Here is a 24212-nt window from a genome sequence, read left to right on the forward strand (position 1 = left end):
AGATCACAGCCTGCATAGGCGGCGATCTTTTAACGGCGGTTCGCCCAGCGCTGGCGCAACCACTCAAGGTCTTCGGGGCGAGTGACTTTGATGTTATCGGATCGACCTTCGATCAAACGGGGTGCCATACCTGCCCACTCCATCGCCGAGGCTTCATCGGTGATGACAGCATCCGCCACCAGGCTGTCCGCCAGCGCCCGATGCAATGCTCCAAGGCGAAACATCTGCGGTGTATAAGCCTGCCAGATCACACTGCGATCCACCGTTTCCAGCACACGCCCGTGCTTGTCGACCCGTTTGAGGGTGTCGCGCGCAGGCACCGCCAATAGGCCGCCCACCGGGTCGTCAGCCAGTTCACTGAGCAATTTATCAAGATCATCGCGCGCCAGATTCGGTCGCGCGGCATCGTGAACCAACACCCAATCCTCATCGTCAGCGCCCTGGGCATGCAGATGCAGCAAGGCGTTGAGCACTGATCCGGAACGCTCGGCGCCACCTTCAACCCGCTGAATACGCGGATCGGCAGCACAGGCCAGGTTCGGCCAGTAAGGATCGTCGATGGCAAGACTGACCACCAACCCCTTCAGGGCAGGATGATCGAGGAAACAGCCAAGGCTGTGTTCGAGAATAGTGCGCCCGCCCAGTTGCAAGTATTGCTTGGGACGGTCCGCGGCCATACGGGCACCGACGCCCGCGGCAGGAATCACGGCCCAGAAGGCCGGTAACGACTCAATCATTGGGCCAACTGGTAAAGGGTTTCACCATCCTTGACCATGCCCAACTCATGGCGAGCCCGTTCTTCAACGGTCTCCATGCCCTTTTTCAACTCACTGACTTCGGCGTCCATCACCCGATTGCGCTCCAGCAACGCCTCGTTCTCGGCGTGTTGATCCGCAATCTGCTGCTTCAGCTCGGCCACTTGCGCCAGACTGCCATTACCCACCCACAGGCGATACTGCAGGCCGGCCAGCAGCAAGAGCAAGACGAGGAACAACCAATTGGGACTGCGCATCGAATATCAGGTATCCAGTGAAAAAAGACAGCCATGCCAAACTTTGAAGCTTCTGATAGCACGAAGCCTGGAAGAACCAGGCTTGTGCTCTTAAGGCATCAGATTAGTGGCAAATCCGTCGCTGTCGCGATTTTTCCGACACAATCCGGTGTCTTTTTATCGTTTACCACTCAGCCGCGGAATTCGCTACGGCCGTTGTACTTGGCTTTGCCATTCAACTGCTCTTCGATACGCAGCAGTTGGTTGTACTTGGAAACGCGGTCGGAACGGCACAGCGAACCGGTCTTGATCTGGCCAGCCGAGGTGCCCACGGCCAGGTCGGCAATGGTCGAATCTTCGGTTTCGCCGGAGCGGTGCGAGATCACGGCGGTGTAACCAGCGGCCTTGGCCATCTGGATGGCTTCCAGGGTTTCTGTCAGGGTACCGATTTGGTTGAACTTGATCAGGATCGAGTTGGCGATCTTTTTGTCGATGCCTTCTTTCAGGATCTTGGTGTTGGTCACGAACAGGTCGTCGCCTACCAGCTGAGTCTTCTCGCCGATCTTGTCGGTGAGGATTTTCCAGCCAGCCCAGTCGGACTCGTCCAGACCGTCTTCGATGGAGATGATCGGGTAACGCTCGGTCAGACCTTTCAGGTAGTCGGCGAAACCTTCAGCAGTGAACACCTGGCCTTCGCCGGACAGGTTGTACTTGCCATCTTCATAGAATTCGCTGGCCGCGCAGTCCAGGGCCAGGGTCACATCGGTGCCCAGCTTGTAACCGGCGTTGGCCACCGCTTCGGAGATCACTTTCAAAGCGTCTTCGTTGGAAGCCAGGTTCGGCGCGAAACCACCTTCGTCACCAACGGCAGTGCTCAGGCCACGAGCCTTCAGAACGGCTTTGAGGTGATGGAAAATCTCGGTGCCCATGCGCAGGCCTTCCGAGAAAGACTTGGCGCCAACCGGCTGAACCATGAATTCCTGGATGTCGACGTTGTTATCGGCGTGTTCGCCACCGTTGATGATGTTCATCATCGGAACCGGCATCGAGTAGACACCCGGGGTACCGTTCAGGTTGGCAATGTGAGCGTACAGCGGCAGGTCCTGGTCCTGTGCTGCTGCCTTGGCCGCGGCCAGGGAAACGGCGAGGATTGCGTTGGCGCCCAGGGTTGCTTTGTTTTCAGTGCCATCGAGCTTGATCATCGCGTGATCCAGCGCTTTCTGGTCGCTTGGGTCTTTGCCCAGCAACAGGTCGCGGATCGGACCGTTGATGTTGGCTACGGCCTTGAGCACGCCTTTGCCCAGATAACGGCTCTTGTCGCCATCACGCAGCTCGAGCGCTTCACGCGAGCCAGTGGAAGCACCGGATGGCGCGCAAGCGCTGCCGATGATGCCGTTATCGAGAAGCACGTCTGCTTCCACAGTGGGATTGCCACGGGAGTCGAGAACTTCACGACCTTTGATGTCGACGATTTTTGCCATTGTTGTAAACACTCCAAAGTTGACGAAAACGACGCAGCTGAAGGAAATCTTTTATCGTCGGCAAGTGACAGACAACGGGCAGGCTTGCGGACGATAAGGCTCAAGCCCGAGGGCCTGAGCAATTAAACCGTGCGGTACTTTACCGGAGAATTGAGGTTTACGCGGTTTCTACCGTCGGAAAACTCTTCACCAGTTCGTCCAGTGCTTTGAGCTGGGCCAGGAATGGCTCCAGTTTGTCCAGACGCAGGGCGCAAGGGCCGTCGCATTTGGCGTTGTCCGGGTCCGGGTGGGCTTCGAGGAACAGCCCGGCCAGCGACTGGCTCATGCCGGCCTTGGCCAGGTCAGTGACCTGGGCACGACGACCGCCGGCGGAATCGGAGCGACCGCCGGGCATTTGCAGCGCGTGGGTCACGTCGAAGAACACCGGGTACTCGAACTGCTTCATGATGCCGAAGCCGAGCATGTCGACCACGAGATTGTTGTAACCGAAGCTCGAACCACGCTCGCAGAGAATCAACTGATCGTTACCGGCTTCCACGCATTTGTTCAGGATGTGTTTCATTTCCTGGGGCGCGAGGAACTGGGCTTTCTTGATGTTGATCACCGCGCCGGTCTTGGCCATCGCGACCACGAGGTCGGTCTGGCGCGACAGGAAGGCCGGCAACTGGATGATGTCGCAGACTTCAGCGACGACCGCAGCCTGATCAGGCTCGTGGACGTCGGTGATGATCGGTACGCCAAAGGCTTGCTTGATGTCCTGGAAAATCCGCATGCCCTCTTCCAGGCCAGGGCCACGGTAAGAGGTCACAGAAGAACGGTTCGCCTTGTCGAAACTGGCCTTGAACACGTAAGGGATACCGAGCTTTTCGGTGACCTTTACGTACTCTTCACAGACCTGCATCGCCATGTCACGGCTTTCCAGCACGTTCATGCCACCGAACAGCACCATTGGCTTGTCGTTGGCAATCTCGATATTGCCTACTCGGATAATCTTCTGCGCCATCAGGTTTACGCCTTCTTCTGGTGTTGAGCCAAAGCGGCTTTAACGAAACCGCTGAACAACGGGTGACCGTCGCGTGGCGTCGAGGTGAACTCTGGGTGGAACTGGCAAGCGACGAACCATGGGTGATCCGGTGCTTCAACCACTTCAACCAGCGCGCCATCACCGGAACGACCGGAGATTTTCAGGCCGGCCTCGATGATTTGCGGCAGCAGGTTGTTGTTCACTTCGTAGCGATGACGGTGACGCTCGACGATCACATCCTTGGCGTAGCAATCGTGCACCAGGGAACCTGGCTCAAGCAGGCAGTCCTGAGCGCCAAGGCGCATGGTGCCGCCCAGATCGGACGATTCGGTACGGGTTTCGACGGCGCCGGTGGCATCTTCCCACTCGGTGATCAGACCTACCACCGGGTGACCGCTGGTGCGATCGAACTCAGTGGAGTTGGCATCTTTCCAGCCCATGACGTTACGAGCGAACTCGATAACGGCCACTTGCATGCCCAGGCAGATGCCCAGGTATGGAACCTTGTTTTCGCGAGCGTATTGAACGGCAGTGATCTTGCCTTCAACACCACGCAGACCGAAGCCGCCCGGTACCAGAATCGCGTCGACGCCTTCCAGCAGAGCAGTGCCCTGGTTTTCGATGTCTTCGGAATCGATGTAGCGCAGATTGACCTTGGTGCGGTTGCTGATACCGGCGTGACTCATCGCTTCAATCAGCGACTTGTAGGCGTCCAGCAGTTCCATGTATTTGCCGACCATGGCGATGGTGACTTCGTGCTCCGGGTTCAGCTTGGCGTCAACCACCGCTTCCCACTCGGACAGATCGGCGCTGTCGCATTGCAGGCCGAAACGCTCGACGACGAAGTCATCCAGGCCCTGGGAGTGCAGAATGCCCGGGATCTTGTAGATGGTGTCGGCGTCTTCCAGTGCAATCACCGCACGTTCTTCAACGTTGGTGAACTGCGCGATCTTGCGACGCGAAGAAATGTCGATCGGGTGATCGGAGCGGCACACCAGCACGTCAGGCTGCAGGCCGATGGAACGCAGTTCCTTGACCGAGTGCTGGGTTGGCTTGGTTTTGGTTTCGCCGGCAGTGGCGATGTACGGCACCAGTGTCAGGTGCATCAGCATCGCGCGCTTGGCGCCGACTTCGAAACGCAATTGACGGATCGCCTCGAGGAACGGTTGCGACTCGATGTCACCCACGGTGCCACCGATCTCGACCATGGCCACGTCGGCATCGCCGGCGCCCTTGATGATCCGGCGCTTGATTTCGTCGGTGATGTGCGGGATCACCTGAATGGTTGCGCCCAGGTAATCACCACGGCGCTCTTTGCGCAGGACGTGTTCGTAGACACGGCCAGTGGTGAAGTTGTTGTTCTGGGTCATGGTCGTGCGGATGAACCGCTCGTAGTGGCCCAGGTCCAGGTCGGTCTCGGCGCCGTCATGGGTGACGAACACTTCACCGTGCTGGAACGGGCTCATGGTGCCCGGGTCAACGTTGATGTACGGGTCCAGCTTCAGCATGGTGACCTTAAGTCCCCGCGCCTCCAGGATGGCCGCCAATGAAGCCGAGGCAATGCCTTTCCCCAATGAAGAAACAACACCGCCCGTGACGAATATGTAGCGCGTCATGAAAAACCCTAGAAGTCTGCGTTAAAGCGGTCCGAGCCGCCGGGGAAAGCGAAGGAAGGCCGAAGCCCCCGATCACCTGCATTAATCACAGTGCACCTTTCAAAAAAACCGCCGCGTTGGGACAGACCGGAAGATGAAACACCGGTAGGTTGCTCGCTACACATTTTTTGGAATCGCCCAGCAAAGACTGCTTGGTAATCGGCAACTGCTGCGATTCAGGCGAATCCACAGAAGTTGTATCAAGAAGGGAGCGTAGTCTACCGGAAAGCCCCTTTCAGCTCAAACCTTGATCTTCGATCGACGGCTGCCAATGCAAATACCAGCCACTGCGCTCACTGCCATTTAGCCCCCGCAGGTTCGCCACCGCCAGCAATTGCTCGTCCCTGTAGACCAGCGGCAATCTGCCACGGACGAAGCCCGGCACGCCGCTTTCGTTGAGCAAACGCTTCAAGTCACGGTGACCGCGATCGGGCAAATTCATGACTTCGCCGCCCTCACGATAGCGGATCTGCAACGGGCCATCGGGGATCTGACCGGTGAGCGTGAGCACACCATTATCCGGCAACGTCAGCAATACCGAGGGGTCAGCCCAGGACACCGGGGATGGCGGAGTGCGCAACCATCCACCCGACAACCACCAGAGACGCCCACCAGCGCGATGCAGTTCGCCCCCCGCCAATCGCCAGACCGGACGAGCATCGACAGTCGCATCGCGCAAATCCTGCCAACCCGACCAATGGTCACTGTCCGGCAAAGATGTCAGCGGTTTGAGCCAATGACTCAGCGCATTGCGCTGGCGTGCATCAGAGAGATTTTCCAGGGGCGCCAACTCCAGCGACGGCAACCCCAGCCAATCGAAATCACTGACGGTACCGGCCTGGGCCAGATCAATTTGCGCCAGGTCGTCGAGCAACCCCTGCGCTTCACTCAGATGCGCAGCGCTGCGAGCCATGGTCGCCACAGCTTGCGGCCAGCGCGCGGTCAACACGGGGAACACCTGATGACGCAGGTAATTGCGCGAGAACTGTCGGTCCTGATTCGACGGATCTTCGATCCAGCTCAACTGATGCTCAGTGGCGTAGGCCTCAAGCTCGGCGCGTGTGACATCCAGCAACGGTCGCAACAGATGCCCCCGCCCCAGAGGACGCTCGCTCGGCATTCCCGACAAGCCTCTCACCCCTGCCCCGCGCATCAGCCGAAACAACAGGGTTTCCGCTTGATCGTCACGGTGCTGCCCAGTGAGCAGCACTTCACCGGCGTGAGTCGCCGCGATGAAGGCGCCATAACGCGCATCCCGCGCCGCACGCTCAAGACTCGCGCCGCGCTCAACCTGAACACGCACAACCTCCAACGGCACACCCAACGCATCACAGACCGACTGACAATGCTCCGGCCACGCATCAGCCGCAGCCTGCAGGCCGTGGTGGACATGAATGGCGGTCAACGCCGGCAAGGATTCGGTTTTTGCGAAATGTGCAAGAAGGTGCAGCAGGACGGTGGAGTCGAGACCACCGGAGAAGGCGATGCGCCAGGTTGTGGCGTTGCGCCAAGGCGCAAGCGCCTTGAAAAGCCTGGTTTGCAGATCATTGCCACTGTTTGAATGGGCAATCATTTAAAACACCTCTGCCAACAAGAATGCCAAGACCGCAGCCTGCGGCAGCTCCTACAGGTGATAAATGTAGGCGCTGCCGAAGGCTGCGATCTTTTGATTGGCAACCCAGGGCAAAAGTCAGCCGCAGATCAGAGACCGTAGCTCATCAGACGCTCGTAACGACGGGCCAGCAGCGCGTCGTTGTCGAACTTCTTCAGCATCGCCAGTTGCGAGCTCAGCTCGGCGCGGATCGAGGCAGCGGCAGCGGCCGGATCACGATGAGCGCCACCCAACGGCTCGCCGATCACTTTATCGACAATGCCCAGGCCCTTCAGACGCTCGGCAGTGATGCCCATCGCTTCAGCGGCATCCGGAGCTTTCTCGGAAGTTTTCCACAGAATCGAGGCGCAACCTTCCGGCGAAATCACCGCGTAGGTCGAATATTGCAACATGTTCAGCTGATCGCAAACGCCGATTGCCAGCGCACCACCGGAACCACCCTCACCGATCACGGTGGCGATGATTGGGGTTTTCAGGCGAGCCATGACGCGCAGGTTCCAGGCAATCGCTTCGCTCTGGTTGCGCTCTTCGGCGTCGATGCCAGGGTAAGCGCCCGGGGTGTCGATGAAGGTCAGGATCGGCATTTTGAAACGCTCGGCCATTTCCATCAGGCGACACGCCTTGCGGTAGCCCTCAGGACGCGGCATGCCGAAGTTGCGGCGAACCTTCTCGCGCACTTCACGGCCTTTCTGGTGACCGATAACCATCACCGGCTTATCGTCCAGACGGGCAACACCGCCAACGATGGCAGCGTCGTCGGAGAAGTGACGGTCGCCGTGCAGCTCATCGAACTCGGTAAAGATGTGTTCGATGTAGTCCAGGGTGTACGGACGTTTCGGGTGACGCGCCAGACGCGCGATCTGCCAGCTGGTCAGCTTGCCGAAGATGTCTTCGGTCAGCGTGCTGCTCTTGTCCTGTAGGCGGGAGATCTCATCGCCGATATTCAGCGAATTGTCATTACCGACCAAGCGCAACTCTTCGATCTTGGCTTGCAGGTCGGCGATCGGCTGTTCGAAATCTAGAAAATTCGGGTTCATAGGCGTCCGTCTAGGGTCGCGTCCAAGAGAGCTTGGGCCGGCCGGTTGTCTATTCGCGCCCTACCTTAAGGGACAGGCGCGTTCAGGTCGAGATTAAAAATTCGGGTCGGGATCAGGCGCGTTCCCATGGTAAGGAATGGCGCCTGACCGTCAACGGTATTGGAGGAAGACGTTGTCTCGCCCGAACTGGTCACGCAGAGCTTGAATCAAGGCATCCGCCGGGTCGATCCGCCAGGTCTCGCCAAACTGCAACAAGGCCTTCGCATCGGGGCTGGTGTAGTCCATGGTGATCGGGCACGCACCGCGATGACGCTTCAACAACTCACCCAACCAGCGTAGCTGATCGCCCTTGAGGTCCTTGGCATGCAACTTCAGGCGCAGGCTTTCGGCCAGGTTGGTGCGCGCATCTTCCATGCTCATCACCCGCTTGACCCGCAACCGCAGGCCACCGGAGAAGTCGTCGTTGCTGACTTCGCCTTCGACCACCACCATCGCATCGGTCTGCAACAGCGACTGCGCGGAATGGAACGCATCGGCGAACAACGAGGCTTCGATCCGCCCGGAGCGGTCGTCGAGAGTGATGAAGCCCATCTTGTCGCCCTTTTTGTTCTTCATCACTCGCAGGGCGATGATCATGCCCGCGACCGTCTGAGTATCGCGAGCCGGCTTCAGGTCGATGATGCGCTGACGGGCGAAGCGACGGATCTCGCCTTCGTATTCGTCGATCGGGTGGCCGGTGAGGTACAGGCCCAAGGTGTCTTTCTCGCCTTTCAGACGTTCCTTGAGGGTCAGCTCCTTGGCCTTGCGGTGATTGGCGTAGACGTCGGCGTCTTCTTCCACGAACAGACCGCCAAACAGATCGGCATGCCCACTGTCGTGGGTACGAGCGGTTTGTTCGGCCGCCTTGATCGCCTCTTCCATGGCCGTCAACAACACCGCGCGGTTGCGGTCGATGTTGGCCTGATAGGCTTTCTGCTCATCGTGGAAATACGGGCCAAGGCGGTCCAGGGCACCACTGCGGATCAAGCCGTCGAGGGTGCGTTTGTTGATACGCTTGAGGTCGACCCGCGCGCAAAAATCGAACAGGTCCTTGAACGGCCCGTCTTGCCGCGCCTCGGTAATCGCTTCGACCGGGCCTTCGCCCACGCCCTTGATCGCGCCCAGGCCGTAAATGATGCGGCCTTCGTCGTTCACCGTGAACTTGAACTCCGAGGTGTTCACGTCCGGCGCGTCGAGGCGCAGCTTCATGGTCCGCACTTCTTCGATCAAGGTCACGACCTTGTCGGTGTTGTGCATATCCGCCGACAGTACCGCGGCCATGAACGGCGCCGGATAGTGGGCTTTCAGCCACGCGGTCTGGTACGACACCAGGCCGTAGGCAGCGGAGTGGGATTTGTTGAAACCGTAACCGGCGAATTTTTCTACCAGGTCGAAAATGTTACCGGCAAGGTCGGCGTCGATATTATTGGTGGCGCAACCTTCAATGAAACCGCCGCGCTGCTTGGCCATTTCTTCGGGTTTTTTCTTACCCATGGCTCGACGCAGCATGTCCGCGCCGCCGAGGGTGTAACCGGCCATGACCTGGGCAATCTGCATCACCTGTTCCTGATACAGGATGATGCCGTAAGTCGGCGCCAATACCGGCTTGAGGCCGTCGTACTGGTAGTCCGAGTGCGGGTACGCGAGTTCGGCGCGACCGTGCTTACGGTTGATGAAGTCGTCCACCATGCCCGATTGCAGCGGGCCCGGACGGAACAGGGCCACCAGTGCGATCAAGTCTTCCAGGCAGTCGGGCTTGAGCTTTTTGATCAGCTCTTTCATGCCACGCGACTCGAGCTGGAACACCGCGGTGGTTTCGGCTTTTTGCAGCAGTGTGTAAGTCGGTTTGTCGTCCAGCGGGATGAACGCGATGTCCAGCGGCGGTTCGTTGACCTTGGCGCGGTCGCGGTTGATGGTTTTCAGTGCCCAGTCGATGATCGTCAGGGTCCGAAGCCCCAGGAAGTCGAACTTCACCAGACCGGCAGCCTCAACGTCATCCTTGTCGAACTGGGTTACCAGACCGTCGCCCGCTTCGTCGCAATAGATCGGCGAGAAGTCGGTCAGCTTGGTCGGCGCGATGACCACACCACCGGCGTGTTTACCGACGTTACGCACAACGCCTTCGAGCTTGCGCGCCATTTCCCAGATTTCCGCGGCTTCTTCATCGACCTTGATGAAGTCGCGCAGGATTTCTTCCTGTTCGTAGGCTTTTTCCAGGGTCATGCCGACTTCGAACGGAATCATCTTCGACAGACGATCCGCCAGGCCGTAGGACTTGCCCTGCACCCGCGCCACGTCACGGACCACAGCCTTGGCTGCCATGGAACCGAAGGTGATGATCTGGCTCACCGCGTTACGGCCGTATTTCTCGGCCACGTAATCGATCACGCGGTCGCGACCGTCCATGCAGAAGTCGACGTCGAAGTCGGGCATGGAAACCCGTTCCGGGTTAAGGAAACGTTCGAACAGCAGGTCATATTCCAGCGGGTCAAGGTCAGTGATCTTCTGCACATAGGCCACCAGCGACCCGGCACCCGACCCACGGCCAGGCCCCACCGGTACGCCGTTGTTCTTGGCCCACTGGATAAAGTCCATCACGATCAGGAAGTAACCGGGGAAGCCCATCTGGATGATGATATCCAGCTCGAAATTCAGCCGGTCGACATAGACCTGACGCTTGGCTTCGTAGTCTTCGGTGGTGTCTTTGGGCAGCAGAACCGCGAGGCGCTCTTCCAGACCGTCGAAGGAAACCTTGCGGAAATACTCGTCGATGGTCATGCCATCGGGAATCGGGAAGTTGGGCAGGAAGTGCTTGCCCAGCTTCACTTCGATGTTGCAGCGCTTGGCGATCTCGACCGTGTTTTCCAGCGCCTCAGGCAGATCGCTGAACAGCTCGGCCATCTCCTCGGCGCTTTTGAGGTATTGCTGATCGCTGTAATTCTTCGAACGCCGCGGATCGTCGAGGGCGCGGCCTTCACCGATGCAAACGCGAGTTTCGTGGGCTTCGAAGTCTTCCTGCTTGATGAAGCGCACGTCGTTGGTCGCCACCAGCGGCGCGCCGATTTTCTCGGCCAGGGCCACTGCGCCGTGCAGCTGCTCTTCGTCGTTGGGGCGATTGGTGCGCTGGATTTCCAGGTAGAAACGATCCGGGAACACCGCCATCCACTCGCGAGCCAGGGTTTCGGCTTCGTCCGGGTTGCCGCCGAGCATCGCCAGACCGATTTCGCCCTCTTTCGCCGCCGACAGCATGATCAAGCCTTCGCTGGCTTCGGCCACCCACTCGCGCTCGATGATGATCGAACCATTGCGCTGGCCGTCGATGAAACCGCGGGAGATCAGTTCGGTGAGGTTGCGATAACCCGTGGCGTTCATCGCCAGCAGGCTGATCCGGCTCAAGGGGTTGTCCGGATCCTTGTTCGACAGCCACAGGTCGGCGCCACAGATCGGCTTGATCCCGGCGCCCATGGCGGCTTTATAGAATTTGACCAGGGAACACATGTTGTTCTGGTCAGTGACCGCCACGGCAGGCATGTTCATGCCGACCAGGGTCTTGACCAGCGGTTTGATCCGCACCAGACCGTCGACCAGGGAATATTCAGTGTGCAGGCGTAGATGAACGAATGAAGCCGGCATAGTGATCCTGTCTAGAAACTAGAAACGTGAAGACAACAAGGCCCGGATTGTACCGGGCCTTGAGTAAAACATCAGCCTGCGACTAACCCTCGATCAGGTTTTCCCGCGCTTCATACGCCAGGCGTACCGGGGCGAACGAGCGGCGGTGAATCGGTGTCGGCCCCAGACGCGTCAGCGCCTCCAGATGAACGGGCGTCGGGTAGCCTTTGTGGCCACCGATACCGTAACCGGGATAAATCAGTTCGAACGCCGCCATTTCACGGTCACGGCTGACCTTGGCCAGAATTGACGCCGCCGCAATGGCCGGGACCTTGCCATCACCCTGAATCACCGCTTCGGCGCGCATCGAAAGTTTCGGGCACCGATTGCCATCAATCATCGCCAGTTTCGGCTGAATGTGTAGCCCTTCGACCGCACGCTGCATAGCCAGCATGGTGGCATGGAGAATGTTCAACTCGTCGATTTCTTCGACTTCGGCACGAGCGATGCACCAGCTCAGGGCTTTTTCGCAGATTTCATCGTAAAGCGCTTCGCGACGGGCTTCGGTGAGCTTCTTCGAATCGTTGAGGCCAAGGATCGGCCGGCTCGGGTCGAGGATCACCGCCGCCGTCACTACGGCACCGCACAGCGGGCCGCGACCGACTTCATCGACACCCGCCACCAGATCTTCAACTTCATCGACCAGCATAAAATCCAGGCCCAGCTGCTTGCTTGCTTTGCTCATTATGCTCTGCCAATCAGGTTCAGTACCGCGTCCGCTGCCTGATTGGAGGCGTCCAGTCGCAGGGTTCGGTGGATTTCGTCAAAGCCTCGGGTCTGCTCCTCGCCACCTTCGATCAGCGGCGACAGAGTCTGGGCCAGGGCTTCGACTGTCGCATCGTCCTGCAACAACTCTGGCACCAGCAGGCGCTGGGCCAGCAAATTCGGCAACGAGACGTAGGGACTCTTCACCATCCGTTTGAGAATCCAGAACGTCAGCGGTGCCAGGCGATAAGCGACCACCATCGGCCGCTTGTACAGCAATGCTTCCAGGGTGGCGGTGCCCGAAGCGATCAACACCGCGTCGCACGCCGCCAGCGCCAGATGGGATTTGCCGTCGAGCAAGGTCAGCGGCAAATCGCGACCGGCCAGCAGTTCTTCAAGCTGGGCCCGGCGTTCCGCGCTGGCGCACGGCATGACGAACCGCACGCCCGGACGCATGGCTCGCAGGCGCTGGGCGGTGTCGAGGAACAACGCACCGAGGCGCCCGACTTCACCGCCGCGGCTGCCCGGCATCAGGGCGACCAGCGGCCCGTCCGGCAAACCGAGTTCGGCTCGCGCAGCGGCGCGATCGGCCTCAAGCGGGATCGCATCGGCCAGGGAATGCCCGACAAACCGTACCGGCACGCCCTTCTCTTCATAAAATTTAGCTTCGAACGGGAACAGCGTCAGCATCAGGTCGCAACCTTCGCGAATCTTCAGCACCCGCTTCTGTCGCCAGGCCCAGACCGACGGGCTGACGTAATGCACGGTCTTGATCCCGGCCTGACGCAGCTTGAGTTCGATATTGAGGTTGAAGTCCGGGGCATCGATACCGATGAACACGTCCGGCTTTGCGGCGATCAGATCGGCAACCAGCTTCTTGCGACGGGCCAACAGCTCGCGCAATCGGCCCAGCACTTCCACCAGCCCCATGACAGAAAGGCGTTCCATCGGGAAATAAGAAGTCAGGCCTTCGGCCTGCATCAGCGGACCGCCGACACCAATGAATTCGACCGCCGGATGCTGTGCCTTGAGCGCACGCATGAGACCCGCGCCCAGAATGTCACCGGAAGCCTCACCCGCCACCAGCGCAATACGCAGATTGGCCATGATTAGCGGGTGATGCCGCGGGTCGAAGACTGGATGGAATCACGGAACACCGCGACTTCCGGGAATTGCAGCGAGGGTTCGGCCAGCTCGGCGAGCGCTTGCTCGACTGTCAGGCCCTGGCGGTAAACCACCTTGTAGGCACGACGCAACGCGTGGATCGCCTCTTCGCTGAAACCGCGACGGCGCATGCCTTCGAAGTTCATGCTGCGAGCTTCGGCGGGGTTGCCGAATACCGTGACGTACGCTGGAACGTCTTTGCCAATGGCAGTGCCCATGCCGGAAAAGCTGTGGGCGCCAATGTGGCAATACTGGTGAACCAGGGTGAAGCCGGACAGGATCGCCCAGTCATCAACGTGCACATGCCCCGCCAACGCGGTGTTGTTGACCAGAATGCAATGATTGCCGATAACGCTGTCGTGACCGATGTGGGCATAGGCCATGATCAGGTTGTGATCGCCCAGGGTCGTTTCCGAACGGTCCTGAATGGTCCCGCGGTGAATCGTCACACCTTCACGGATGACGTTGTGGTCACCGATGACCAGACGGGTTTCCTCGCCCTTGTATTTCAGATCGGGCGTGTCCTCACCTACCGAAGAAAACTGGTAGATGCGGTTGTGCTTACCGATTCGGGTCGGGCCCTTGAGAATCACATGCGGCCCAATCACTGTCCCCTCGCCGATTTCCACACCTGCGCCGACAATCGACCAAGGGCCGACTTCGACGTCGTCGGCCAGGATGGCCGTCGGATCGATGATTGCGCGAGGGTCAATCAAACTCATAGTTTGCGTTCCGCACAGATGATTTCAGCGGAGCAGACTGGCTTGCCATCGACCGAAGCCTGGCATTCGAACTTCCAGATCTGACGCTTGCAGCTGATGAACTTGGCTTCAAGGATCAGCTGATCGCCCGGCAGCACAGGCTGACGGAAGCGCAGTTTGTCGGAGCCGACGAAGTAGTAAAGGGTGCCATCGGCCGGTTTCACGTCGAGCATTTTGAAACCAAGGATCCCGGCAGCCTGAGCCATCGCTTCGATGATCAGTACGCCCGGCATGATTGGATGCGCAGGGAAGTGACCATTGAAGAACGGTTCGTTGATGCTGACATTCTTGTAGGCGCGAATGCGCTTGCCTTCCACATCCAGATCCACGACCCGGTCCACCAGCAGGAACGGGTAACGGTGAGGCAGGTATTCGCGAATCTCGTTGATGTCCATCATTTCGGGGGGAAGCCTATGTAAAGATTGGGAGCGCGCGACTGACGCGCACTCCTCTAGCAAATCAAGGGAGGCAGTCTAGCGGCTGTGCACACTTGATATGGAAATGGTATCAGCCATCTGATGAAGCATTACCGTCAGGGGTCACGTCCCCTACACGCTTTTCCAGCTGTCGCAGACGACGCGCGATGTCATCGAGCTGACGGATACGTGCCGCGCTTTTGCGCCATTCGGCTGCCGGTTGCATCGCCGTACCGGAAGAATAGGAACCCGGCTCGGTAATCGAGTGAGTCACCATGGTCATCCCGGTCAGGAAAACGTTGTCGCAAATGTCGATATGCCCCACCAGCCCTACGCCACCGGCGAGCATGCAATGCTTGCCGATTTTGGTGCTGCCGGAAATTCCCACGCACGCGGCCATGGCCGTGTGGTCACCAACCTGGACGTTGTGGGCAATCTGAATCTGGTTGTCGAGCTTCACACCATTACCAATGACGGTATCGGCCAGCGCGCCACGATCGATAGCGGTATTTACGCCTATTTCCACGTCGTCTCCGATCGAGACGCCGCCGATCTGGGCAATTTTCTGCCAGACACCTTTCTCGTTGGCAAAACCGAAGCCTTCACCACCGAGCACGGCACCGGATTGAATCACCACCCGTTTGCCGATGCGCACGTCGTGATACAGCGTGACCCGCGGGGCCAACCAGCCGCCCTCGCCAATTTCGCAGCGTGCACCGATGAAGCAATGCGCACCAACGGTCACACCGGCGCCAATACGCGCTGCACTTTCGATGACCGCAAAGGCACCGATGCTCGCCGCCGGATCGACCACCGCATCCGCTGCCACTACCGCTGTCGGATGAATACCGGCCGGCGCCTTGGGCTTGGGATCGAACAGATGGGAAATGCGCGCATAAGCCACATACGGATCAGCCACCACCAGCGCATCACCGGCAAAACCTTCAGCGTCAGCGGCCTTCAGCAGCACGGCTGCGGCCTGACTGTCAGCCAGGTATTTACGGTATTGAGGATTTGCCAGAAAGCTCAACTGAGCTGGGCCAGCCTCTTGCAAAGTGGCCAGCCCAGTAATTTCTTTCTCCGGGTCGCCACGTAAGGTGGCGCCGAGGAACTCGGCCARCTGGCCGAGCTTTATAGTCGCTGTCATGGGTTACTTCAGCTGATTCATGCGCTCGATAACCTGGCGAGTGATGTCGTACTGAGGCTTGACATCAATCACTGCGCCACGCTCGAAGACCAGGTCATAAGCACCTTTCTTGATGACTTCTTCCACAGCGCTGTCCAGTTTCGGCTTGAGCTGCTTGAGCATTTCACGGTCGGCAACGGCTTTGGCTTCGTTCAGCTCCTTGGACTGGAACTGGAAATCACGGGCCTTTTGCTTGAACTCGAGCTCCAGACGTTCACGCTCGCCTTGCTGCATCTTGTCGCCACCGGCCATCAAACGGTCCTGGATACCCTTGGCGCTGCTTTCCAGGCTCTTGAGCTTGGTCAGTTGCGGGCCGAATTTTTTCTCGGCATCCACGGCGTATTTCTTCGCCGCATCGGATTCCAGCAATGCCATCTGATAGTTCAGAACGGCGATTTTCATGTCGGCAAAAGCCGGACCTGCAACCAGCACGGTCGCCAGGAGAACCAATTGAGTCAACTTACGCACGATGCACTCCTACAAAATCCATTGTCATTATCTTGGGTCAGACGCTTAGAACGTCTGGCCGAGGGAGAATTGGAACACTTGAGTCTCAGCGTTATCCGGTTTCTTGACCGGCATGGCCAATGCAAAGCTCAAAGGACCCAGCGCAGTGACCCAGGTCACGCCGACACCGACGGAACTGGCCATGTTGCTCAGACTGATGTCGTTGCACTGTGTCGAAGCACTCGAACTGGTATTGGCATTCGTCGTCTTGTCGCATTTGGAGTCGAATACGTTACCGACGTCCCAGAATACCGAAGTACGCAGGGAACGTTGATCCTTGACGAATGGCAGCGGGAACAGAACTTCGACACCGCCCTGGATCAACACGTTACCACCGAATGGCAGCGGGTCCTGATCCGGGTCAGCCAGTGTGCCCGTGTTACCCGTCACTGCCGCGCCGCGGCTAGGGGTACTACGCGGCCCCAAAGTACTGTCCTTGAAGCCACGAACCGAGTTGAAACCACCTGCGTAATAGTTTTCATAGAACGGCAAGCCATCGGTCGAACCGTAACCGTCGCCATAGCCCAGCTCGGTGTGCAGGCGCATGGTGTAGTTTTCGGTCAATGGCTGGAACAGCTGGCCACGATAGTCAAGTTTGAAGAACGACAGGTCGCTGCCAGGCGTCGTGGTTTCCAGGGTCAGACTCTGGGAATGACCACGGGTCGCCAGTACGCCCTTGTTCAGGGTGGACTCGGACCAACCGGCCGAGGCCTTGAAGTTCAGGTAGCTGTCGCCTTCCTTGTTAACGAAGTCAAAGATCTCGTCAACGGTGTACTGGCCAGTCTTGATCTTGTCTTGCTGTGCAGACAGACCGAAGGTCAGACGCGAAGTCTCGCTGATCGGGTAACCGACGCTCACGCCCGCACCCAGGCTGTCTACGGCATAGCTGGCTACATCGACGTCGAGGTCTTTGTAGTCGGTCGTACGATAGAAAGCGTTGTAACCCAGGCTCACACCGTCAGCTGTCCAGTAGGGGTCGACATAACCGAAGTTGTAACGGCTTTGATACTGACTGCGAGTCAAGCCAATGCTGACCTTGTTACCGGTACCCAGGAAGTTGTTCTGAGTGATCGAACCACCAAGGATCAGACCGGCGCTCTGGGCGAAACCGACGCTGGCGGTAATCGAACCGGAAGCCTGCTCTTCAACGCTGTAGTTCACGTCAACCTGATCATCGACACCCGGCACGGCCGGCGTTTCGACGTTGACTTCCTTGAAGAAGCCCAGACGTTCCAGGCGGGTCTTGGATTGGTCGATCAGGTAGGTCGAAGCCCAGCCGCCTTCCATCTGACGCATTTCACGACGCAGCACTTCGTCTTCGGACTTGGTGTTGCCACGGAAGTTGATGCGGTTCACGTAAGCACGCTTGCCCGGATCGACAGCGAACGTGATATCGACCGTGTGGTCTTCATCGTGAGGCTGAGGCACGCCGTTGACGTTAGCGAAGGTGTAACCCTCGTTACCCAGGCGGCGGGTGATCAGTTCGGAGGTGGTGGTCATCAGCTTGCGCGAGAACACCTGGCCTTTCTGAACCAGCAGCAGGGACTTGACCTGGTCTTCAGGCACTTTCAGGTCGCCACTGAGTTTCACGTCACGAACGGTGTACTTCTCGCCTTCGTTGACGTTGACGGTGATATAGACGTGTTTCTTGTCCGGGGTGATCGACACCTGGGTCGAAGCGATATCCATATTGATATAGCCACGGTCCAGGTAATAGGAGCGCAGACGCTCCAGGTCACCGGAGAGCTTTTCACGGGCGTACTTGTCATCGTTCTTGAAGAACGACAGCCAGTTGCTGGTCTTGAGTTCGAACAGGTCGATCAGGTCTTCATCAGGAAAGACAGTGTTGCCAACCACGTTGATGTGCTGGATCGCCGCTACGGTGCCTTCGTTGATGTTGACCTTCAGGGCAACGCGGTTACGCGGCTGCGGCACCACTTCGGTGTCGACGGTAGCCGAGTAGCGGCCCTGAGCGACGTATTGACGCTGCAGTTCGTTACGCACACCTTCGAGGGTCGCGCGCTGGAAGATCTCGCCTTCGGCCAGACCGGACTGTTTGAGGCCCTTCATCAGGTCTTCAGTGGAGATCGCCTTGTTGCCTTCGATCTCGATACTGGCGACCGACGGACGCTCGACTACAGTGATGACTAGGACGTTGCCTTCACGGCCCAGCTGGATATCTTGAAAGAACCCGGTTTTGAACAGCGCACGAGTGGATTCCACCAGGCGACGATCATCCGCCTGCTCGCCGACGTTCAACGGCAAGGCACCAAAGACGCTACCCGCGGAGACCCGCTGGAGGCCATTGACGCGAATATCAGAGATAGTGAAGGACTCGGCGTGAACTTCGGCGATCATCAATACGGTGAGAACCGCAGTTAGCAGCAGACGTTTCATGAAGTCCTTTCTTATTCCAACTGGCAATAAAAACTGCCGCAAAATGCGGCAGATTCGCAATTCAGCGAAGCGTTACAGTCGACCCAGATCATTGACCAGAGCAAGCAACATCACCCCGACCACCAAACTGATACCGATCTGTATCCCCCAACCTTGCACCCGATCCGACAAGGGACGACCACGCGCCCACTCGATCAGACAAAACAACAAATGCCCCCCATCCAGTACAGGAATGGGCAGCAAATTCAGAACACCCAGGCTAATACTCAGATAAGCAAGGAAATTCAGGAAATCAGCGATGCCCGACTGGGCAGAAGCGCCCGCCACTTTAGCAATGGTTATCGGTCCACTCAAGTTTTTTACCGAGAGCTCGCCGAACAACATTTTCTTGAGCGAGTCGAGGGTCAGTACGCTCATGGTCCAGGTGCGTCGGGCACCCTCCCCAATCGCGGCCACCGGACCGAAACTGACTTCGCGAATCATCTCTGGTGGCCAATCGACCGCTTTCACCCCTGCGCCCAGATAGCCACTGGGTGCCTTGCTCTCGCCGCGCGCGGCCAGCGTCACAGGGACGTCGATTTGAGCACCGTCGCGCTCAACGCGCAGTATGATTTTGGTATCCGGATGCAAACGGACGATGTCGACTACTTGCTGCCAGTCATCCAGCGCCTTGCCATCAAGGGCCAACAGACGGTCACCGGCCTTCAGACCCGCAGCCTTTGCTGGCCCTTTCGGGTCAATTTCGGCCAGCACCGGCGGCAATGCCGGACGCCAGGGGCGAATCCCCAGCGAGTGAATAGGATCCGGCTCGTTAGCCCCCTTGAGCCACTTGTCCAGCACCAGCTCACGAGGCGAATCAACGGTGGAGCCCTGTTCGCGGACCAGCACTTGCAGGGAACCGCTCTCGCCCAGGCGGCGGACCAGTTGCAGGTTCACCGCAGCCCAGCCGGAAGTTAGCTCGCCATCGATGGCAATAATTTCCTGCCCCGGGCTCAAACCTGCCCTGGAGGCGATACTGCCGGATTCGACCGCGCCGATAACCGGGCGCACCTGCTCGCTGCCCAGCATCGCCAATGCCCAGAAAAACACCATCGCCAATAGAAAGTTGGCAATCGGACCGGCCGCCACGATGGCAATACGCTGACGGACGGACTTGCGATTGAAGGCGTGATCGAGCTGATCGGCCGGCACCTCACCTTCGCGCTCGTCGAGCATTTTCACGTAGCCACCCAGCGGGATGGCGGCAACCACGAATTCAGTGCCTTTACTGTCGTGCCAGCGCAGCAGCGGCATGCCGAAGCCCACGGAGAAACGCAGCACCTTGACCCCACAGCGACGTGCGACCCAGAAATGGCCGAATTCGTGGAAGGTGACCAGCACGCCCAGCGCTACCAGGGTGCCGACAATCATATAGAGCGCGCTCATCTACTTTCTCCGCAATCCTATCGGTGCTGCATGGGCCAACGTATTGCAGCACTTATCGGCCGTGACGACTCAACCATTGCCCGGCCAGTACCCGTGCTTTCGCATCGGCCGTAAACACTGCCTCGAGATCATCAACCGCAACTACAGGCTCGAGGTTCAACACTTCCTCGATAATACTCGCGATTTCCAGATAGCGAACCCGTCCGTCGAGAAAGGCCGCCACAGCCACTTCATTCGCGGCATTGAGCATGGCCGGTGCGCTGTTACCAGCCTCGGCGGCTTGACGCGCAAGGCGCAGGCAAGGGAAACGCTCTTCATCGGGTGCCTGGAAATCCAGGCGAGCGATGGCGAACAGGTCCAACGGCGCAACACCCGAATCGATCCGCTCCGGCCAGGCCAAGGCATTGGCAATCGGTGTGCGCATATCCGGATTACCCAACTGCGCCAGCACCGAACCATCGACATAGTCGACCAGCGAATGAATCACGCTTTGCGGGTGAATCACCACTTCGACCTGAGAGGGCGTAGCGTCGAACAGCCAGCAGGCCTCGATCAGCTCGAGCCCTTTGTTCATCATGCTGGCTGAATCCACCGAAATCTTGCGCCCCATGGACCAATTCGGGTGAGCACACGCTTGCTCGGGGGTAACATGCGCCAGTTCGGCCAGGGGCGTCTGCCGGAAAGGGCCACCAGAGGCTGTCAGTAAAATCCGACGTACACCGACCGCGCCCAAACCACGGGAGAAATCCTGCGGCATGCACTGGAAAATCGCGTTGTGTTCGCTGTCGATCGGCAGCAGTACCGAACCACTTTTACGCACGGCCTGCATGAACAGCGCACCGGACATCACCAGCGCTTCTTTATTGGCCAAAAGAATCTTTTTGCCGGCCTCGACCGCCGCCAGGGTCGGACGCAAACCCGCCGCCCCGACGATCGCCGCCATTACCGCATCGACTTCTGGATCCGAGGCGATCTGACACAAGCCCTCCTCTCCCACCAGAACACGGGTCGACAGGCCAGCCGCCTGCAATTCGTCCTGCAAGCCTCGGGCAGCGCCAGATTCCGGCACGACCGCGAAACGTGGCGCATGACGCACGCAAAGCGCCAGCAGCTCACTCAAACGAGTGAAACCGCTCAAGGCGAATACCTGATAGCGTTCGGGGTGACGGGCGATGACGTCCAGAGTGCTCAGACCAATCGAGCCGGTCGCCCCCAGCACGGTAATCTGTTGTGGGCGGCTCACGATGCCGCCATCCACAGCAGCACAGCGAACACCGGAATCGCCGCTGTCAGACTGTCGATGCGGTCCAGCACACCGCCGTGGCCCGGCAGCAGATTACTGCTGTCCTTGATCCCCGACTGGCGCTTGAACATACTTTCGGTGAGGTCGCCCACCACCGAAATGAACACGATGATCGCGGCACCGAACAGGCCCATCAGCATCTGAGCGAAACTCCAGTCCCGCGCAAAACCGACGATTGCCGTGATCACCAGGCTCAGCAGCAAGCCGCCGTACACGCCCTCCCAGCTCTTGCCAGGGCTGACCTGTGGTGCCAGCTTGCGCTTGCCGAAGGCTCGGCCGGAAAAGTACGCACCGATATCGGCGCCCCAGACCAGCACCATAACGGCCATGATCAGCCAGTTGCCCAAGGGCTCTTGCTTGATCAGGATCAGACCTTGCCAGGCCGGCAACAGAATCAACAAACCGATCGCCAGTTTGCAGGCAGCGCTGGCCCAGTGTTCGCTGGACCGTGGATAAGTCAGCACCAGATAGGTGGCCACGCCCCACCAGAGCACCGAGGCGCCCAGCACCCAAGGCGCGAGCCCCGGCAGGATGTGCATGACAAACAGCATCAGCGCGACCACAGCCGCAAAAGCAACACGGATCGCCTGGCCAGCAAAACCTGCCAGGCGTGCCCATTCCCATGCCCCCAGCGTCACCACCAGCCCGATAAACAGCGCAAAACCGGACCCTTCAAGCAGGAAAAACCCGCACAGGGCAATCGGCAGCAGAACCAATGCCGTGATGATTCGTTGTTTAAGCATTAAACCCGGGCTCCAGACTCGACCTGCTCGCTCGTTTTACCGAAGCGACGCTGGCGAGAAGCGAAATCGGCCAGCGCATTGCGCATGGCGTCGTGTTTGAAGTCCGGCCAGAACAGGTCGGAGAAGTACAACTCGGCGTAAGCCAGCTGCCACAGCAGGAAGTTGCTGATGCGATGCTCGCCACCGGTACGGATGCACAAGTCCGGCAACGGCAGATCGCCGGTCGCCAGACAGGTTTGCAACAGCTCGGGAGTGATGTCTTCAGGGCGCAGATGCCCGGCCTGAACTTCGCGCGCCAGACGTTGCGCAGCTTGCGCGATGTCCCACTGACCACCGTAGTTGGCGGCGATCTGCAGGATAAAACGATTGGCGCCGGCAGTCATCGCCTCGGCTTCACGCATGGCAGCTTGAAGCTCCGGATGAAAACGCGAACGGTCGCCGATGATGCGCAAACTGATGTTGTTGTCGTTCAGGCGCTTGGCCTCGCGACGCAGCGCCCTGAAGAACAGATCCATCAAGGCACTGACCTCATCGGCCGGACGTTGCCAGTTCTCACTGGAGAATGCAAACAGGGTCAATACCTCAACCCCGGACTCCGCACACACCTCGATGACCGCACGAACAGCATCCACACCCGCTTTATGCCCGGCAACACCCGGCATAAAGCGTTTTTTCGCCCAACGATTATTACCATCCATGATGATCGCGACATGGCGCGGCACCGCGGACGGCGCAGTCTGCTTGGTCTTGTCCATTTGAAACTCGACCCTTATACGGCCATCAGGTCTTTTTCTTTTTCCGCCAACTTAGCGTCGATTTCAGCCACGAATTTCTTGGTCAGATCGTCGATCTCGCCGGTGGCACGACGCTCTTCGTCTTCGCTGATTTCCTTTTCCTTGACCAGGTCCTTCAGCGAGCTGTTTGCATCGCGACGGATGTTGCGCACGGCAACACGAGCATCCTCAGCGACATCACGAGCCTGCTTGGTGAAGCCCCGGCGGGTTTCTTCAGTCAGGGCTGGCATGGAGATCAGCAGCAACTCACCCAGGTTGGTCGGGTTGAGATTCAGGCCAGCGCTACCGATAGCCTTGTCGACCGCGCCCAGCATGTTGCGCTCGAAGGCAACGACTTGCAGGGTACGGGCGTCTTTAACGGTGATGTTCGCCACTTGCTTGATCGGAGTGTCAGCGCCGTAGTACGGAACCATCACGCCTTCCAGAATGCTTGGGTGCGCCTGGCCGGTACGGATACGCCCGAAGTTGTGCGCCAGCGATTCCACGGATTTCTGCATGCGCTCTTTGGCGTCTTTCTTGATTTCGTTGATCATTGTTGAACTTCCTCGATCAGGGTTCCTTCAGCGCCGCCATGTACGATATTCAACAGGGCACCGGGTTTGTTCATATTAAACACGCGCAGCGGCATCTTGTGGTCGCGGCACAGGCAAATGGCCGTCAGATCCATCACACCCAGCTTGCGATCCAGCACTTCATCGTAGGTCAGATGATCGAACTTCTCGGCATGCGGGTCTTTGAACGGGTCAGCGGTGTAGACGCCATCAACCTTCGTTGCCTTGAGCACCACATCGGCATCGATTTCGATTGCACGCAGGCAGGCAGCCGAGTCCGTAGTGAAGAACGGGTTGCCGGTACCGGCCGCGAAAATCACGACTTCCTTGGAGTTCAGGTGGCGCATGGCTTTGCGGCGATCATAGTGATCGGTCACGCCAACCATGGAAATGGCCGACATCACGATGGCCGAGATATTGGCACGTTCCAACGCATCGCGCATCGCCAGGGCGTTCATCACAGTGGCCAGCATGCCCATGTGGTCGCCAGTGACCCGATCCATGCCGGCCGCGCTGAGCGCTGCACCGCGGAACAGGTTCCCCCCGCCGATCACCAGACCGACCTGAACACCGATGCCAACCAGTTGGCCAACTTCCAGTGCCATGCGATCCAGAACTTTCGGATCGATCCCGAACTCTTCCGAGCCCATCAGGGCCTCGCCGCTAAGCTTGAGTAGAATGCGTTTATAGCGAGCCTGATAACCACTGCCCTGCTGAGCCATTGCGAATCTCTCCTGCGGCGTATTTTA

General features: G+C 58.8%; 21 protein-coding genes. All 21 read right to left on the reverse strand.

Translation table 11 applies throughout. From position 1 onward, the window contains the following. Positions 1 to 29 precede the first annotated feature (29 nt). On the reverse strand, positions 30 to 737 hold the full coding sequence (ispD, locus tag AC1D2Q_RS08475; RefSeq protein WP_019581012.1) for a 2-C-methyl-D-erythritol 4-phosphate cytidylyltransferase: 708 nt from the start codon (positions 735 to 737) through the stop codon (positions 30 to 32). Then, the gene (ftsB, locus tag AC1D2Q_RS08480; protein WP_007907178.1) at positions 734 to 1012 is read right to left on the reverse strand and encodes a cell division protein FtsB; all 279 of its coding nucleotides are present in this window, start codon (positions 1010 to 1012) and stop codon (positions 734 to 736) included. Before ftsB ends, ispD begins: the two co-directional genes overlap by 4 nt. Before the next feature lie 170 nt (positions 1013 to 1182). Continuing rightward, positions 1183 to 2472, reverse strand: coding sequence for a phosphopyruvate hydratase (gene eno / locus AC1D2Q_RS08485; RefSeq protein ID WP_007940523.1), 1290 nt, complete (start codon positions 2470 to 2472; stop codon positions 1183 to 1185). Positions 2473 to 2629: 157 nt separating this feature from the next. Beyond that, positions 2630 to 3475 carry a 3-deoxy-8-phosphooctulonate synthase gene (kdsA, locus tag AC1D2Q_RS08490; protein ID WP_258697350.1) on the reverse strand — a complete coding sequence of 282 codons (846 nt, stop codon included), beginning with the start codon at positions 3473 to 3475 and terminating at the stop codon, positions 2630 to 2632. A 5-nt stretch (positions 3476 to 3480) separates the two neighbouring features. After that, a complete protein-coding gene (locus tag AC1D2Q_RS08495) occupies positions 3481 to 5112 on the reverse strand; it encodes a CTP synthase (protein ID WP_258671050.1) in 1632 nt (543 codons plus the stop codon). Between the two features lie 274 nt (positions 5113 to 5386). Beyond that, positions 5387 to 6724, reverse strand: a complete 1338-nt coding sequence (gene tilS, locus AC1D2Q_RS08500; RefSeq protein ID WP_477812907.1) for a tRNA lysidine(34) synthetase TilS — start codon at positions 6722 to 6724, stop codon at positions 5387 to 5389. 128 nt (positions 6725 to 6852) lie between these two features. Then, positions 6853 to 7800, reverse strand: coding sequence for an acetyl-CoA carboxylase carboxyltransferase subunit alpha (locus tag AC1D2Q_RS08505; RefSeq protein WP_019581016.1), 948 nt, complete (start codon positions 7798 to 7800; stop codon positions 6853 to 6855). A gap of 150 nt (positions 7801 to 7950) precedes the next feature. After that, entirely contained in the window at positions 7951 to 11472 is a 3522-nt protein-coding gene (gene dnaE / locus AC1D2Q_RS08510) for a DNA polymerase III subunit alpha (protein WP_477812908.1), read from the reverse strand. Positions 11473 to 11554: 82 nt separating this feature from the next. Continuing rightward, positions 11555 to 12196: a ribonuclease HII gene (gene rnhB / locus AC1D2Q_RS08515; protein ID WP_019581018.1), complete on the reverse strand. Its 642-nt coding sequence runs from the start codon at positions 12194 to 12196 to the stop codon at positions 11555 to 11557. Further along, a complete protein-coding gene (lpxB, locus tag AC1D2Q_RS08520; protein ID WP_305410032.1) occupies positions 12196 to 13323 on the reverse strand; it encodes a lipid-A-disaccharide synthase in 1128 nt (375 codons plus the stop codon). Before lpxB ends, rnhB begins: the two co-directional genes overlap by 1 nt. A 2-nt stretch (positions 13324 to 13325) precedes the next feature. Then, complete coding sequence (gene lpxA / locus AC1D2Q_RS08525; protein WP_477812909.1) at positions 13326 to 14102, reverse strand: acyl-ACP--UDP-N-acetylglucosamine O-acyltransferase; 777 nt, start codon at positions 14100 to 14102, stop codon at positions 13326 to 13328. After that, a complete protein-coding gene (gene fabZ / locus AC1D2Q_RS08530; RefSeq protein WP_007940511.1) occupies positions 14099 to 14539 on the reverse strand; it encodes a 3-hydroxyacyl-ACP dehydratase FabZ in 441 nt (146 codons plus the stop codon). Before fabZ ends, lpxA begins: the two co-directional genes overlap by 4 nt. Positions 14540 to 14648: 109 nt before the next feature. Beyond that, the gene (gene lpxD / locus AC1D2Q_RS08535) at positions 14649 to 15704 is read right to left on the reverse strand and encodes a UDP-3-O-(3-hydroxymyristoyl)glucosamine N-acyltransferase (RefSeq protein ID WP_305410034.1); all 1056 of its coding nucleotides are present in this window, start codon (positions 15702 to 15704) and stop codon (positions 14649 to 14651) included. 3 nt (positions 15705 to 15707) lie between these two features. Then, positions 15708 to 16211: an OmpH/Skp family outer membrane protein gene (locus AC1D2Q_RS08540; RefSeq protein ID WP_007940508.1), complete on the reverse strand. Its 504-nt coding sequence runs from the start codon at positions 16209 to 16211 to the stop codon at positions 15708 to 15710. Between the two features lie 45 nt (positions 16212 to 16256). Further along, complete coding sequence (bamA, locus tag AC1D2Q_RS08545; protein ID WP_477812910.1) at positions 16257 to 18647, reverse strand: outer membrane protein assembly factor BamA; 2391 nt, start codon at positions 18645 to 18647, stop codon at positions 16257 to 16259. Between the two features lie 72 nt (positions 18648 to 18719). Next, a complete protein-coding gene (gene rseP / locus AC1D2Q_RS08550) occupies positions 18720 to 20072 on the reverse strand; it encodes an RIP metalloprotease RseP (protein ID WP_477812911.1) in 1353 nt (450 codons plus the stop codon). Between the two features lie 52 nt (positions 20073 to 20124). Next, complete coding sequence (gene ispC / locus AC1D2Q_RS08555; protein WP_477812912.1) at positions 20125 to 21315, reverse strand: 1-deoxy-D-xylulose-5-phosphate reductoisomerase; 1191 nt, start codon at positions 21313 to 21315, stop codon at positions 20125 to 20127. Further along, the gene (locus AC1D2Q_RS08560) at positions 21312 to 22118 is read right to left on the reverse strand and encodes a phosphatidate cytidylyltransferase (protein WP_477812913.1); all 807 of its coding nucleotides are present in this window, start codon (positions 22116 to 22118) and stop codon (positions 21312 to 21314) included. The genes ispC and AC1D2Q_RS08560 overlap by 4 nt, the downstream gene beginning before the upstream one ends. Then, complete coding sequence (uppS, locus tag AC1D2Q_RS08565) at positions 22118 to 22873, reverse strand: polyprenyl diphosphate synthase (protein WP_007940503.1); 756 nt, start codon at positions 22871 to 22873, stop codon at positions 22118 to 22120. Before uppS ends, AC1D2Q_RS08560 begins: the two co-directional genes overlap by 1 nt. A gap of 14 nt (positions 22874 to 22887) precedes the next feature. Then, positions 22888 to 23445 carry a ribosome recycling factor gene (gene frr / locus AC1D2Q_RS08570; RefSeq protein ID WP_007940501.1) on the reverse strand — a complete coding sequence of 186 codons (558 nt, stop codon included), beginning with the start codon at positions 23443 to 23445 and terminating at the stop codon, positions 22888 to 22890. Next, on the reverse strand, positions 23442 to 24185 hold the full coding sequence (gene pyrH / locus AC1D2Q_RS08575; RefSeq protein WP_003198235.1) for a UMP kinase: 744 nt from the start codon (positions 24183 to 24185) through the stop codon (positions 23442 to 23444). Before pyrH ends, frr begins: the two co-directional genes overlap by 4 nt. Positions 24186 to 24212 lie beyond the last annotated feature (27 nt).

It is taken from the genome of Pseudomonas sp. P1_A1, assembly GCF_056406935.1.